The 14,129-nt window shown below is 66.0% G+C and carries 15 protein-coding genes; 8 read left to right on the top strand and 7 right to left on the bottom strand.

Features of this window, described 5'->3' with window-relative positions; genetic code table 11:
- Position 1: 1 nt before the first annotated feature.
- Complete coding sequence (locus ACFVJ5_RS22335) at positions 2-580, bottom strand: DapH/DapD/GlmU-related protein (RefSeq protein WP_379222748.1); 579 nt, start codon at positions 578-580, stop codon at positions 2-4.
- Between the two features lie 147 nt (positions 581-727).
- Between ACFVJ5_RS22335 and ACFVJ5_RS22330 the strand changes: the two genes are divergently transcribed.
- The 6 genes from ACFVJ5_RS22330 to ACFVJ5_RS22305 all read left to right on the top strand — a co-directional run bounded on the left by ACFVJ5_RS22330 (position 728) and on the right by ACFVJ5_RS22305 (position 5,397).
- Positions 728-1,009 (top strand): hypothetical protein, encoded by a 282-nt coding sequence (locus ACFVJ5_RS22330; RefSeq protein ID WP_379222746.1) that lies wholly within the window; start codon positions 728-730, stop codon positions 1,007-1,009.
- A gap of 7 nt (positions 1,010-1,016) precedes the next feature.
- Positions 1,017-2,357 (top strand): hypothetical protein, encoded by a 1,341-nt coding sequence (locus ACFVJ5_RS22325; protein ID WP_379222745.1) that lies wholly within the window; start codon positions 1,017-1,019, stop codon positions 2,355-2,357.
- Positions 2,354-2,839: a hypothetical protein gene (locus ACFVJ5_RS22320; RefSeq protein ID WP_379222743.1), complete on the top strand. Its 486-nt coding sequence runs from the start codon at positions 2,354-2,356 to the stop codon at positions 2,837-2,839. Before ACFVJ5_RS22325 ends, ACFVJ5_RS22320 begins: the two co-directional genes overlap by 4 nt.
- Position 2,840: 1 nt before the next feature.
- Positions 2,841-3,188, top strand: coding sequence for a hypothetical protein (locus ACFVJ5_RS22315; protein WP_379222741.1), 348 nt, complete (start codon positions 2,841-2,843; stop codon positions 3,186-3,188).
- A 263-nt stretch (positions 3,189-3,451) separates the two neighbouring features.
- Positions 3,452-4,609 (top strand): FAD-binding oxidoreductase, encoded by a 1,158-nt coding sequence (locus ACFVJ5_RS22310; RefSeq protein ID WP_379222739.1) that lies wholly within the window; start codon positions 3,452-3,454, stop codon positions 4,607-4,609.
- A 29-nt stretch (positions 4,610-4,638) separates the two neighbouring features.
- The gene (locus ACFVJ5_RS22305; protein WP_379222737.1) at positions 4,639-5,397 is read left to right on the top strand and encodes an FAD-binding oxidoreductase; all 759 of its coding nucleotides are present in this window, start codon (positions 4,639-4,641) and stop codon (positions 5,395-5,397) included.
- 33 nt (positions 5,398-5,430) lie between these two features.
- Here the strand turns inward: ACFVJ5_RS22305 and ACFVJ5_RS22300 are convergent, their stop codons facing one another.
- The 6 genes from ACFVJ5_RS22300 to ACFVJ5_RS22275 form a co-directional block, all read right to left on the bottom strand.
- On the bottom strand, positions 5,431-6,600 hold the full coding sequence (locus tag ACFVJ5_RS22300; RefSeq protein ID WP_378633533.1) for an FAD-binding oxidoreductase: 1,170 nt from the start codon (positions 6,598-6,600) through the stop codon (positions 5,431-5,433).
- Positions 6,601-7,216: 616 nt separating this feature from the next.
- On the bottom strand, positions 7,217-7,618 hold the full coding sequence (locus ACFVJ5_RS22295) for a heat shock protein transcriptional repressor HspR (RefSeq protein ID WP_056823480.1): 402 nt from the start codon (positions 7,616-7,618) through the stop codon (positions 7,217-7,219).
- 2 nt (positions 7,619-7,620) lie between these two features.
- Positions 7,621-8,817, bottom strand: a complete 1,197-nt coding sequence (dnaJ, locus tag ACFVJ5_RS22290) for a molecular chaperone DnaJ (protein WP_379222735.1) — start codon at positions 8,815-8,817, stop codon at positions 7,621-7,623.
- Positions 8,818-8,841: 24 nt separating this feature from the next.
- Complete coding sequence (gene grpE / locus ACFVJ5_RS22285; protein ID WP_379223370.1) at positions 8,842-9,369, bottom strand: nucleotide exchange factor GrpE; 528 nt, start codon at positions 9,367-9,369, stop codon at positions 8,842-8,844.
- A 41-nt stretch (positions 9,370-9,410) separates the two neighbouring features.
- The gene (gene dnaK, locus ACFVJ5_RS22280) at positions 9,411-11,276 is read right to left on the bottom strand and encodes a molecular chaperone DnaK (RefSeq protein ID WP_379222733.1); all 1,866 of its coding nucleotides are present in this window, start codon (positions 11,274-11,276) and stop codon (positions 9,411-9,413) included.
- Between the two features lie 257 nt (positions 11,277-11,533).
- A complete protein-coding gene (locus ACFVJ5_RS22275) occupies positions 11,534-11,998 on the bottom strand; it encodes a MarR family winged helix-turn-helix transcriptional regulator (protein ID WP_379222731.1) in 465 nt (154 codons plus the stop codon).
- A 105-nt stretch (positions 11,999-12,103) separates the two neighbouring features.
- On the opposite strand from ACFVJ5_RS22275, the gene ACFVJ5_RS22270 reads away from it, so the two are divergent.
- Both ACFVJ5_RS22270 and ACFVJ5_RS22265 read left to right on the top strand, forming a co-directional pair.
- Entirely contained in the window at positions 12,104-13,792 is a 1,689-nt protein-coding gene (locus ACFVJ5_RS22270) for an MFS transporter (protein ID WP_379222729.1), read from the top strand.
- Between the two features lie 20 nt (positions 13,793-13,812).
- Entirely contained in the window at positions 13,813-14,115 is a 303-nt protein-coding gene (locus tag ACFVJ5_RS22265) for a hypothetical protein (RefSeq protein ID WP_379222727.1), read from the top strand.
- The last annotated feature ends 14 nt before the right edge of the window (positions 14,116-14,129 follow it).

The following is a 14,129-nucleotide window of genomic DNA, read 5'->3' as shown; positions in this document are numbered from 1 at the left end:
GCTACCAGCTTCGCTGCACCGTCGCCTTCGAGCCGGCTACCAAGCTGCTCGCCGGGACATCATCAGCGACGACCGCACCCGCGGCGATCACCGCGTCGCGACCGATGCTCACGCCGGGCAGAATCATCGCGCCCGCGCCGATCCACACGTTGTCCGCGACGTCGATCGGCGCGCCGGTGAGGAAACGGCGTCGTTCCTCCGGGTCGACGGGATGGCCCATGGTGATGAAGGTGGCCTTCGGACCGACCATCACGCCCCGACCCAACCGGATTCCCGCGTAGTCGAGGAACGTGCAGCCCTGGTTGATGAACACGCGCTCGGCCAGGTCCAGGTTCAGGCCGTGATCGGTATAGAACGGCGGGTAGATCGTGAGACCCGCCGGCAGCGGACGGCCGAGGATCCCTTCGAGCAGCGCCGCCTTCCCCGACTCGTCGTCGAAGGGCAGCGAGTTCAGCCGGGACGTCAACGCGCTGACCTTCAGCACCCGCTCGTGCATCGCCGTGAACTCGGCACCGAGCACCCGTTCACCCTGGGCCAGGAGTTCGGGATCGTGAATCAACATGAGATTGTCGCTCGCCATCGGTCGATTCTCACGCACCCCCGTTCGATAAGAGATACTACGGTATGCGCGCTCGGATCTGCCGACGGAAGCTATTGCTGCGCAAGGCATCTCGATCGGGTAGCGTCGCGCACAGTGTGAGTTCGGACAGCTATGACGGGGGAACCCATGGTTGACATTCTGCAGGTGGACGCGGACGCGCTGCGGGAACTGGGCAAGACATTGACGGGGCAGGCCGATCTCCTCACCGGCATCACAGTAAATGTCACCGTCACCATGCCCGGCTCGCCCGTCCACAGCGTCACCACAGCGATCGATGAGAACGCGGAGGCCGCGTTCCACGCGATGGGCGAGCGCATCGGGCAGATGGCCCGCGTAGCCGGTTCCGGCGCGAAGACATACGAAGAAGTCGACCAGGCCTTCGGGGAACAATCCCGAAAGTTGGCGTGAGTCGACCGTGGCAACGATCAGTCATGTGCGAGGCTGCCAGCCCTCGACCATGGTGACCTTCAGCACGGCCCTCACCACGGGCACCGGCGAATTCACCAAACAGGTCGGCAACATGGCCTCCGCCGTCGACAAGACCGTGACCGGATGGAAGGGCGTCGCGAGCGCGGCGGCGTCGGCCGGTTCGGTCTCGCAGAAATTGATCGGCACCCGAATCGACGAAGTGGTCACCTCCGTCGCGGAGTACTACAAGACCTTCGGGACCCGGCTGGACGGGACGCGCACGTCGGTACTCGACATCGTCGACAATGCCGCGCCAGCGGCAGGCATGAAGGTCGCCGACGACGGCACCGTCACGCCGCCGAAGTATCCGGCGACCGAAAGCACGATGATGACCTTCATCATGCAGGCCAAACTGAATGGTCAGGCGGCCTTTTTCCAGGGCCGGCTGACGGGATTGCTCAAAGACTTCAGCGACGTCGAGCAGCATGCCGCCACCGCGATCAAACTCGGCGTCGACGCGCTGCAGCAGCTCAAAGACAAACCCACCGTGTCGATACCGGATCTGCCCTCGCTGACCACCACCCCGGACGGCCGATACCGGATCGGCGACCCGAAGGCGCCGACACTCGAGCACGACGACACCTTCATCTACAATTCGAAGGACTCCAACTTCCAGGACTGGCTCAACAAGCAGAAGTGGCAGGCCAAGCTGCTCGGCGGCGAGTACATCAAGTCCGAATTGGACGATGCCACCGCGTTGTACCGGCACTACTGGGACAACAACGGCAAGAAGATCGCCTTCGACTACGACGAGGCCTACAAGGAAGATCCCACGGTTCGTGGCTCCGTCGATACCGAGGTCGCCAACATGGCCGCCGCCGCGGACTATTTCGCGAGAACGGGCAACAAGAACTTCAAAATCACCGGTGATCCGACAACCGGCAGCACGAGTACCGAGAATTGGCAGAAGACGATCGGCGATTACCAGCAATGGAGCCACGCCAATGCCCGCGTCGAAGGTAACCGGGTGGTCATGGACGTCACCGTGGAAGCGGCGGACTACTACAATTTCGACAAGGACAAGAGCGATATCGCCACCGGCGCACCGGATTCGGACAACGGTCGCTTCGCCGAGATAGGCTGGGCCAAACCGTTCGAATCGCACGGCAGCGTCACCCGGACGGTGTCCTGGGAACTCGGGCAGCCACCGTCGAGCGGCGTCACGGCTGAAACGTCGAGCCCCGACCGCAACCCGGGTCGCGAGGACCGCTCCGACGGCCGCAACGACGGCGACAGCGGCCGCATGCCCGACAACGATCGCAGCACCGGAGAGGGTCGCCCGAAGTGAGAACCCCGCAGCGCGTCGCCTCGATCGTGGCGATTCCGCTCGTCACGCTGGCCGTGTTCGGCTGTTCCACCGCACCTTCCGACTCGAATTCGCAGGAAAGGACCAGCAGCGTGTCCAACGAACTGCGCCGCGACCCGGAGCCGATGCAGAAATACTTCCCGATCATCGGCAAGCCGGTCGAGGTGTTCTGGCTGGGCCGCAACAACGCGAGTGGCGCGCCCGGCCTGACCACCTACTGGGTCGAGGCGGTCGTCGAACTCGAACCCGACACCGCCGCCGCCCTGCGCACCGGCCTCGTCGCGCAGGCACAGCCACCGGCCCTGCCGGACGTGTTGCGCACCGAGGTGCCCGCGGGCTCGTACGTCACCGGTCCCGAATTCGACACCGCGCTCGGCGGCTCCGCCGAATGGAACGGCACCGCGACCGGATACCTGCACACCGAGAAACCGATCCTGGTATTCACCGCGACCTCCGGCGGCTGAGATGGCGAGTCGATACGACGAGCTGGGCCTCAAAGTCCAACGGGCCCAGCATGCGCTGGAGAAGATCCGTGGCATCGGCACGGTCGACGGGGTGACCGTCGAGGTCGATGCCGAAAGCCAGGTAGTCGCGGTGAGCGGCCCGCACGGCGAGAAGATCCTCGCGGCGTATCGGCTGGCGGTACTGGAGATGCAACCCCGAGTCACCGCCGCGATGCGCGAACTCGCGGCCGATCCCCGGGTGGAATCGACAATGGCGTTCATCGCCGACGATGCCGTCGCGATCGAGCTTCCGCAGCCCGAACCCCACGACGAGGAAGACGAAGCCGGCATCTTCGAACGCGGCTGGTAGCCCACCCGAGATCACCGACACGTATCGATGATGGGGAGAGCGTGCCGATCGGCGCCGGGGGGTTTACGATCCGTGCGGCTGGGAACAGGCGTACCTGCGCATTCGTTGCGACTATGCGCGGCTGCGGATCGCTTCGCGGCTGCGCATCACGATGCGTGACGAGCATCCCTGCACCGAGACGACGGTTTCGGGGGATACTGGGGAGGGTGGCACCGACGGGTGAGCCACATTGCGGCAATTGCAGAGAAATGGAGCTTGACGACGTGGATGCGCGTTCGCTTGCGCTGGTCCGCGCCGATTTCCGCGGGGTGTCGGAGACACCCGGTGGGTCCGAGCGGCTGATCAGCGCTTTCTACGGTCACCTGTTCGCACAGGACCCGAGGTTGCGTGAGCTTTTTCCGCCTGCCATGGACATGCAGGCCAAGCGGATCACGACGGCGGTGCAGTTCGTCCTCGACCATCTCGAGGACTTCGAACGCGCCCAGCGCTTCCTCGAGCAACTTGCCCGCGACCATCGCAAGTACGGGGTCGAGGCCGACCACTACGACATGGCCGGACGCGCGCTGCTCGCGGCGTTGCGCACCTTCCACGGCAATCGCTGGACCGGAGAACTCGATGAGGGCTGGCGTGACATCACGCTGCTGATCTCGGCGTCGATGGCGATCGGCGCCAACGAGGACACCTCGCAGCCGTACTGGGACGCGACCGTGGTGGGTCATCGGCGGGTGCTCGACGATCTGGCGATCGTGCGGTTACAGGCCGACGGGCCCATACCGTTCAAGGCCGGACAGTATGTGCCGGTCGCGGTGCCGCAGCGGCCGAATATGTGGCGCTATTTCTCCCCCGCCATCCCCGCGAACCCGTATGGCGAGATCGAATTCCATGTGCGGCGGATCAGTGGCGGCTGGGTGAGTCCGGCGATCGTCAACGACACCAAGGTCGGGGACCGGTGGAAGATCGCCGGGCCGCTCGGTGGGTTGCACGTGGACCGGGAGTCGGGCCGCGACGTGCTGATGATCGGCTCCGGCACGGGCATCGCGCCGTTGCGGGCGCAGCTGATCGAGATGAGTCAGCGGGGGATCAATCCGCGCGTGCACTTCTTCATCGGCGGACGCTATCCCGGCGACCTCTACGACGTGGACAACATGTGGCAGCTCTCGCAGTCCAACCCGTGGTTGACCGTGGTGCCGGTCTGCGAGGAACACACCAATCCCTGGTGGTATCCCCAGGATTCGGGTGAGACGCCGATGGGCATGCCGCGCCGCCTGGTCGGTAATCTAGGAGCGGTGGTGACCAGCTTCGGCGCGTGGTCGGACCGTCAGATCCAGATCGCGGGATCGCCGTCGATGATCGCCAACACCCGTTACGCGCTCCAGCGGGCCGGTACGTCGAGTGAGATCATCGCCGCCGACCCCGTCTGAACCCGCCCGCGACATCGCGAAAGAGGCTGATGAGCAACGCTTTTCCCGACCCCGCCTGGACGGCGACCGTCGTCGGTCACCACCGCTTGCGCCACGACCTCGCCGTGATCCGGCTGATCGGCGATTTCGTGCCGTTCGAGGCTGGGGGTTCGGTGGAGGTCGAGGTGCCGCAGCATCCGGGCGTGCGGCGGCGGTTCTCCCCCGCGCTGCCGCCCTCGCTGGACGGCAAGCTCGAGTTCCATGTGCGGACGGTGCCCGGTGGGTGGTGTTCGAGTTCCATCGTCACCGACACCAAACCCGGTGACCAGTGGCGAATCAACGCGCCCCATGGGGTTTTCGCGATCGATCCCGATGCGGTCGAGGTGGTGATGATCGCCGGCGGTACCGGGCTGGCGCCGATGCGCGCCCAGATCCTGGACCTGGCCCGTCGCGACACTCCGCCGCGCACCTATCTGTTCTTCGGTGGCCGCTCGCCCCGCGACCTCTACGCCAACGACATGCTGTTCCTGCTGTCGGGCGAATTGCCGTGGCTTTCCGTCATTCCGGTTGTCGAGAGTCCGGATGACCCTGCGGTGCGCGATGAATGGCACGAGCAGACCCGCTCCGACGTGGGCTTCAGCCCCGAAGAAATGCTGCACGGCACCCTCGCCGACGTCGCCGCCGCGCACGGCCCCTTCACCAAACACCAGGTACTGGTCTGCGGTTCACCCGCGATGGTCCGCACCACCGTCGACCGTCTGGTCGAAACGGGAACTCCCCCGGCCAACATCATCTCCGAAGGCGCCTGAGAACCACGGGCCGGTTTCGCGGCCGGCCCGCGGTCAGAACAAGGGGTCGTGGCGGATCGATTGGGCTTGGGTGCCTGCCGCCATGAGGCGGAACTTGGTGGTCTGGACCATCGAGGGCGAGCCGACGATTTGGACATCGCGGTCTGCCCAGGGGCCGTAGCTGGCGACGACCTTGCCGATTTGGCCGGTCATGCGGGGTTCCAGGCCGGGTAGATCCGGCTGGGGTTCGCCGGAGTCGTAGTACCACCAGGGGTTTTCGTCACTCTCGGTGACGGGGGTGACGGTGAGCCATTTGTTGGCGATGGCGAGCTGGCTCAGGACCTGGAGGTCGTAGAGATCGCAGGGGTGGTGGCCGCCGACGAACAGGTGGACCTTCGGGTTGACCCGGCGCTGGGCCATCGCCATGATCTGCGCGCGCAGGGGGGCGATGCCGGTGCCGCAGCCGACCATCAGCATCTTGCGTTTGGTGTTGCGCGGCACGCCGAGGCCGCCGAGGGGTGAGCCCAGCGCCCACTGATCACCGACGGCGGTGTGCGCGACCATGGCGGGGCTGACCCAGCCGCCGAGCACGCCGCGCACGTGGAACTCGATCTCGCCGTTGGGATTGGCCGGGTTCGCGGGCGAGAGATAGCGCCACATCCGCGGCCGCGAGGGGATCTGCACGCTGAGGTACTGACCGGCGGCGTACTGCATCGGCACGTCGAGCTGGACCCGGACGATCGAGAGATTGCGCAGCACCTCGCGATGTTCGACGACGGTGCCCGTCCAGGTAGCCGGTGTGGTCTCCTTGTCGGCGGCGCTGATCATCGCGCCGCTGATGGTGGCCAGACCTTCGTCCCACGCGCTGGCGACCTCGTCGGTCCACATCTCCGCACCGGCGAACAACCGCATGGCGGATTTCAGCGAGTTGGCCACGGCCACATAGTGCGCCGGTTGCACGCCGTATTTGCGATGGTCACGCCCGAGCTGGGCCAGGAACGGCAGCAGCTTGTCGGGCTCTTCGAGCCGGTCGAGGGCGTAGGAGATCGCCGTGACGAGTCGGTCGCGCTGGGAATCCATGGCAGCCGGGAAGTAGTCGCGGACACCGGGGTAGTCCGTGAAGAGGATCGAGTAGAACGACCTCGACAGCTTCTCGGGTCCACCTTCTTCCGCAGCAACCGCCTTGAACGTAGTACGGATCAAAGCGACAGTCCGCGAATCCATATGTGTCACAACCTCGTTTCGCCATCGAACGCTAGCCGCGCCGGCGAGTGACGGGCTGGGAGGACACTCGTCAGCAGCCGATGCGAGAAGTCTAGGCGAGGTTTGCCAGCTTAGGAATCGTACTCTTAAACATCACGCATGTAATTCGCGAAATACCAGGCGGTTCCCAGTAGTTTCTCATGAAAACATACCTGAAGCCCGTTAATTGAGGGTGAACAGCCGCTCACGATTCTCGAAACCGCCAGGCATATCAGGCAATTGGTGACCAATGGCCCTGGTAGAGCGACCCTTCCGCAACGTCGACCGCAGGTGGCAATCCGACGCGCCGAGCCATGACACGCGGGGTCGGCGCACCGGAGTGGCTGGTCGAGGGCAGCGAATTGCCTTCCCATTGATCCGAATTCAGCATCCGGACAGCAAACTTTTGGACGTCCACGGTGACAAATCCCCACCTCAGCGCGCCGAGACGCCACTTTCGATCAGCAAGATCACGAATAAGTGAGTTGCTGGAGAGTCACCAGCCGGTCGCCGGGGGTTGACCGGAGACGAACGAGCCCCCGGCTCGCACCCGCCACAGCGGATGGGCGAACCGGAGGCTCGTCGAATCGAAGACGACTCAGCGCCGATGCCGTGGCTGCCACACCACGAGCGCGGTACTGCGTGCGGGCGGCGACAGATCGGGCCGGTAGCCCGCCCGCAACCGCTCCATCTCCGCGCTCATCTCCTCGACGCGCTGCTGCAACGCCTCCACCTGATTGGTGAGCTCGATGATGCGCTTGATGCCGGCGAGATTGACGCCCTCGTCCTGCGACAGGCGCTGCACCTCGCGCAGCACCTCGACATCGCGGGCCGAATAACGGCGTCCGCCACCCGAGGTCCGTTGCGGGGTGACCAAACCCAGCCGGTCGTAGGTACGCAACGTCTGCGCGTGCATCCCCGCCAGTTGAGCCGCCACCGAGATCATGAAGAACTCGGCACGCGCGGCGGCACCCGAAACGGACTTCGGATCATCGGACATCGTCAAGCACCCGCCCATCCCGCACGCGGTTCGAAGCCACTGGCCTTCTCCGCCTCCTGGTAGCGCTTGAGCGCATCGGTGGCGTCGGAGTCGAGCGATTGCGGTACCGCGACCTTCACCGTGACCAGCAGGTCACCGGCGCCGCCCGCCGCACCGCGCTTGGGCACGCCACGACCACGAACTCGCAGGATACGCCCGTCGGCGGTGCCCGGGGGCACCTTCACGCCGACCCGGCCGTCGAGCGTCGGTACGGAAACTGTTGTCCCCAGTACCAATTCGCTGTAGCTCACCGGGAGCACCAGGGTGAGGTCGTCGCCCTGGCGGCCGAAGACCTTGTCCTGGCTGACGTGCACGGTGACATACAGATCACCCGAAGGCGCACCGCGCAGACCCGCCTCACCCTGACCGGCCAGCCGGATCTTCTGACCGTCACTGACGCCCGGAGGAATCCGGACGGTGATGGTGCGGGTGCGGTTCTGGATACCGGTGCCCGAGCAGTCGGTGCACGGGTCGTCGATGATCGACCCGGTGCCGCGGCAGTCGTCGCAGGGCTCGCTGAAACCGAACGCGCCCTGATTGCGGCTGACCACGCCCGCACCGTTGCAGTGCGGGCACACGCGCGGGCTGGTGCCCGGCTTGGCGCCGCTGCCGTGACAGGTGGTGCACGGCGAGGGACTCGTCATCCGCAGCGGAACGGTGACGCCCTGGGCTGCCTCACGGAACCCCAGCGTCGTCTCGGTCTCCACATCGGAGCCGCGGCGCGGACGAGCCGCCGCCCGGCCACCGCCGCCGCCACGGTTGAACAGCCCGCCCAGCAGATCGCCGAGCCCGCCGTCGCCCGCGGCGCCGGTACCACCGGCCTGACCGAAGATGTCGCCGATGTTGAAGTCCTGCGAGAAGCCGCCGCCGGCACCGGGACTGAACCCGCCGCCGCCGTAGGCTCGTCCGCCACCGCCGCCGCCCGCGAACATGCGACGCGTCTCGTCGTACTCCTTGCGCTTGGCAGGATCCGACAGCACCGCATTGGCTTCGCTCACGGTCTTGAACCGCTCCTCGGCCTTGGTGTCACCCGGGTTGGAATCCGGGTGCAGGTCGCGGGCGAGCTTGCGGTAGGCCTTCTTGATCTCGTCCTGCGAGGCGCCGGAGGAGACACCCAGCTCCTTGTAGAAGTCCTTTTCGATCCACTCCCGTTGGCTCACCGGGCATCTCCTCCTTTCGCGTTCTTATTGACTGTCGCCGGCATCCGGATCCGATGCCCCCGCGGCCTCGGCATCGGTTACCCCGACCAGCGCGTGCCGAAGCACCCGGTCGCCGAACCGATAGCCCTTGCGCATGACGATGCCGATCACCGGGTCGGCGCCCGAACCCTCGTGCTGCACTGCCTCGTGCAGCGTGGGGTCGAACGGGTCACCGGTGGCACCGAATTCGACGAGACCCTGTTTGGTGAGCGCGGTCTCGAGCTTGTCGGCGACGGACTTCAGCGGGCCGGAATCGAGGTCGCCGTGCGCCCTCGCCCGATCCAGATCGTCCAGCACCGCGAGCAATTCGGTGACCACCGACGCCTTGGCGGCGTCGATGTTGGCCTGACGGTCGCGCTCGACCCGGCGGCGGTAGTTCGCGTATTCCGCGGTCAACCGCTGCAGGTCGGCGGTGCGCTCGGCCAGCTCGTCGTTCTCCGGCTCGACAACGTCGGCGTCGAGGGCGGAGTCCGCCGTGGCGGCCTCCGCGTTCTCGTCCGTGGTGTCTTCCAGGATGTCGTCGACCAACTCCTGCTCCGAGGAGTTCGCCTCGGTCACTTCTTGTCCGTGTCGACCGGCTCGTCCACGACCTCCGCGTCGACGACCTGATCGTCATCGGCCTGGCTCGGGCCCGCACCGTTGCCGGACTGCGCGTCGGCGGCGGCGCTGGCCTCGTAGATCGCCTGGCCGAGGGCCTGCGACTCGGTGGCCAGCTTCTCCACGGCCGACTTCACCGCGGAGATATCGGTGCCCTCGAGTGCCTGCTTGGCCTCGGCGACCGCGGTCTCCACCTTCGCCAGCTGATCGGCGGAGACCTGTGCGCCACCCTCGCTCAGCTTCTGCTCGTTGATGAACTTCTCGGTCTGGTGCACCAGCGACTCGGCCTGGTTGCGGGTCTCGGCCTCTTCACGGCGCGCCTTGTCGTCGGCGGCGTGCGCCTCGGCGTCGGCGACCATGCGGTCGATCTCTTCCTTGGACAGACCGGAGCCGTCCTGGATCTTGATCTTGTTTTCCTTGCCGGTGCCCTTGTCCTTCGCGGTGACGTGCACGATGCCGTTGGCGTCGATGTCGAAGGTGACCTCGATCTGCGGCACGCCGCGCGGGGCCGGGGGCAGGCCGGTGAGCTCGAAGGAGCCCAGCAGCTTGTTGTGCGAGGCGATCTCGCGCTCACCCTGGAACACCTGGATCTGCACCGAAGGCTGGTTGTCGTCAGCGGTGGTGAAGGTTTCCGAGCGCTTGGTGGGGATGGTGGTGTTGCGCTCGATGAGCTTGGTCATCACGCCACCCTTGGTCTCGATGCCCAGCGACAGCGGGGTGACATCGAGCAGCAGGACGTCCTTGACCTCGCCCTTGAGCACGCCGGCCTGCAGTGCGGCGCCGACGGCGACGACCTCGTCCGGGTTCACGCCCTTGTTGGGCTCACGGCCGCCGGTCAGTTCCTTGACCAGGTCGGACACGGCGGGCATACGGGTGGAGCCACCGACGAGCACGACGTGGTCGATGTCGGCCACGTTCAGGCCCGAGTCCTTGATCACGGACTGGAACGGCGCGCGGGTGCGATCCAGCAGATCAGAGGTGATCTTCTGGAACTCCGAGCGGGTGAGCTGCTCGTCGAGGAACAGCGGGTTCTTGTCCGCGTCGACGGTGATGTAGGGCAGGTTGATCGAGGTGGACTGGCCCGAGGACAGTTCGATCTTGGCCTTCTCTGCAGCCTCACGCAGACGCTGCATGGCCATCTTGTCCTTGGTCAGGTCGATGCCCGAGGACGCCTTGAACTTGTCGACCAGCCAGGACACGACGCGCTCGTCCCAGTCGTCGCCACCGAGGTGGTTGTCACCGGAGGTCGCGCGGACCTCGACGACGCCCTCGCCGATTTCCAGCAGCGAGACGTCGAAGGTGCCGCCACCGAGGTCGAAGACCAGGATGGTCTGCTCTTTGTCGCCCTTGTCCAGGCCGTACGCCAGCGCGGCCGCGGTGGGCTCGTTGACGATGCGCAGCACGTTGAGGCCGGCGATCTGGCCGGCTTCCTTGGTGGCCTGACGCTGGGCGTCTTCGAAGTAGGCCGGGACGGTGATCACGGCGTCGGTGATCTCCTCGCCCAGGTAGGCCTCGGCGTCGCGCTTCAGCTTCATCAGCGTGCGCGCGGAGATCTCCTGCGGCGTGTACTTCTTGTCGTCGATCTCGACGTTCCAGTCGGTGCCGATGTGGCGCTTGACCGAGCGGATGGTGCGGTCGACGTTGGTGACCGCCTGGTTCTTCGCGGGCTGACCGACGAGAACCTCGCCGTTCTTCGCGAAGGCGACGATCGAGGGGGTGGTGCGCGAGCCTTCCGAGTTCGCGACGACGACCGGCTCGCCGCCTTCGAGCACGGCGACGACGGAGTTCGTGGTCCCGAGGTCGATTCCGACCGCACGAGCCATAGTGGTTTCCTCCTGTTTGACGTTCGGTTATTGCAACGCTGAGCGCAGTGGGCTCAATCCTGCCTTCGAGATCCACCGTGAGTCAACCCGAAGTTGAGTCAGGTCCGCTCATGTTGTTGATCAGCACAACCAGTAGCTGCGGCGATTCATTCCCGCCACCCGAAAAAATTTCCCGGCCCCGGAGCCATTCTTGCCACGAGTGCGCTCAACTGCAGCCCTCGATGCGCGATCGTGACGGTCCGGAGACCATCGCCGGGCTATCGGGTGAGGCCGGGATGGATGCCGGGGCGAAGGCCGTTGCCCTCGGCGGTTCGGCGCAGGAGGTCGAGGAAGAGCGCGCGGTCCTCGGGAGACAGGGGCGACAGGAGTTCGGCGTCCAGCTCGGCCACTCGCCGCTCGGCTTCGGCCAGCAGAGCGTGAGCGGCGGGCAGGAGATGCAGGGCGTGCGCGCGCCGGTCACTGGGGTGGCGGCGACGCTCCACGAGGTTGCGTTTCTCCAGGTCGTCCACCAGGCCGACCATGACATTGCGGTGGATCTCCAGCGCCTCGCCGAGCTCCTGCTGCGTGCGGCCGTCGTGGGCGCTCAGGAGTTTCAGCATGCCGAAGTGGCGGGGCTTGATGCCCAGCGGCGCCAGCAGATCACTGAAGCGATAGGCGGTATGGAAGCCCAGTTGGCCGAGGAGGAATCCGGCGTGGGTCGACAGCTGCGTCGGGTCGGTCACACCCCTACGATACGCCGATTAACGCACCATTCATGATTGCCCTATTGATTGATAATCACTCGAGGTGCATAGTTTGAGAGGTCCCCTACTCGAAGAGAGACTCTCGTGACTACCTCCCCCACTCCCCCCGCCCCGGATCCACGGCGCTGGATCGCGTTCGCGGTGGTGCTGGCCGCCGGCTTCATGGATCTACTCGACGTGACCATCGTCAATGTGGCCGTGCCGAGCATTCGGAACGACCTGCACGCCGAGTACTCCCAGCTCGAATGGATCATCGCGGCTTACGTTCTCGCCTTCGCCGCGGTGCTGATCACCGGCGGCCGGCTCGGCGACATCTACGGTCGCAAACGCGTATTCCTCACCGGCATGGCCGGTTTCACGATCGCCTCGGCGGCGTGCGGACTGGCCACCGATCCCACCGTGCTCATCGGCTCCCGCTTCGCGCAGGGTGCGATGGGAGCGCTGATGGTGCCCCAGATCCTGGCCATCATTCAGACGACATTCCCGAAAGAGGAGCGAGCCAAAGCGATTGCCGTCTACAGCGGTGTCGGCGGCTCGGCCTCAGCGGTCGGCCTCGCACTCGGCGGCGTGCTGGTGCAGGCCGACCTGTTCGGGTTGGCGTGGCGGCCGATCTTCTTGGTGAACATTCCGGTCGGCATCGCGGGGTTCATCGCGGCGTGGTTCGTGATGAGCGATTCGAAGTCGGCCAGGCCGCCCCGGCTGGACCCGGTCGGGATGGCGCTGGCGGTTTCGGCCGTACTGCTGCTGGTCTACCCGTTGACCGAGGGACGTCGACTCGACTGGCCCGCATGGACTTTCGTGATGATGGGGATGGCTCTCGCGGTGTTCGCCTGGTTCCTGTTCTACGAGCGCGGCCTTGCGCGGACCGGACGTTCGCCGCTGGTCGACCTCGGACTGTTCCGGTCGCGGCCGTTCGCGATCGGGCTGGGGACCTGGTTGCTCTTCTGGATCGCCATGGGTGGGTTCTTCCTGGTATGGACGTTGTTCATGCAGGGCGGACTCGGGTGGTCGCCGTTGCGGGCCGGGCTCACCTCGGCGCTGTTCGCGGTGGGCGCCGGTGTGGGAGCAGGGCTTTCGGTCGGGGTGCTGGCCGCTAGATACGGGCGCCGGGTGTTGATGGTCGGGGCGCTGGTGAATGCGACGGGGTTCGCGCTCTACGGAGCGATGGGGGTGCGGTACGGGAGCGAGTTCACTTCATGGCAGATGGCGTTGCCGTTGGTGATCACCGGCGCGGGGTTCGGGATGGTGGTGGCGCCGACGCTGGACCTGCTGCTCGGGCAGGTGCCGCTGCGGGAGGCGGGGTCGGCCTCCGGGCTGCTGAACACGGGGCAGCAGTTGGGAACCGCGCTGGGCGTCGCGTTGGTCGGCGTGCTGTTCTTCACCGCGCTGGACCGGGATTCAGATATCGGGGTGGCCGCCGTGACGCCCCAGATCCGGGCGGAGCTGGCGCTCGAGGGAATGCCGGTACAGGTCCAGGATCAGATCGTGGCCGGGTTCGCGGCATGCGTGCGCGATCGGTCGGCGCAGGATGATCCGGCCGTGACACCCGCTAGTTGTCAGTCGAATCCTGTTGGCGACTCGGTGGTTTCGCGAGTACTCGCCGAGGCAGGCACCGAGGCCAACGCGGTGAACTTCGCTGAGACGTTCCGGTACACGCTGTTCTACGGCGCCGGGATGCTCCTGGTGGTGTGTCTCGGATTCTTCGCACTGCCGAAGGAGGCCAAGCTGGAACAGCGCGTGCTCGATGACGAGCCGGAAAACGTCACGGTATGAAACACGAAGGGTGGAAGCACATGTACTCAGTTGATCTGCTGGCCGTCGGGCGCGGGCGCGAAGTTGTCGATGCCGCACTCGGCTATGTGGGCGGGCTCGGATATCGCGTCCTCGGGTCGACCACCGACGAGGAGGCGCTCGCGATCCTCGAGCGCGAGCAGGTTCGCCTGCTGGTGGTCGGAGGTGGCGTCGAAGCCGAATCCCGGAAGGTGTTGACGGCTGCGGCCCAGGAGCACGGCGCCACCGTGATCCAGGCGGAGCGCGCCGGGCGCGGGATCGAGCAGTACCTCGCGGAGGAGGTTGTGCCGACGCTGCGTGAGTGATCAGCCTTTTCCGC

The sequence above is a fragment of the Nocardia sp. NPDC127606 genome (assembly GCF_042671725.1).
Classification (GTDB): domain Bacteria; phylum Actinomycetota; class Actinomycetes; order Mycobacteriales; family Mycobacteriaceae; genus Nocardia.
Note: the sequence above shows the minus strand (reverse complement) of the source record. Positions and strands in the feature narration are given on the sequence as shown.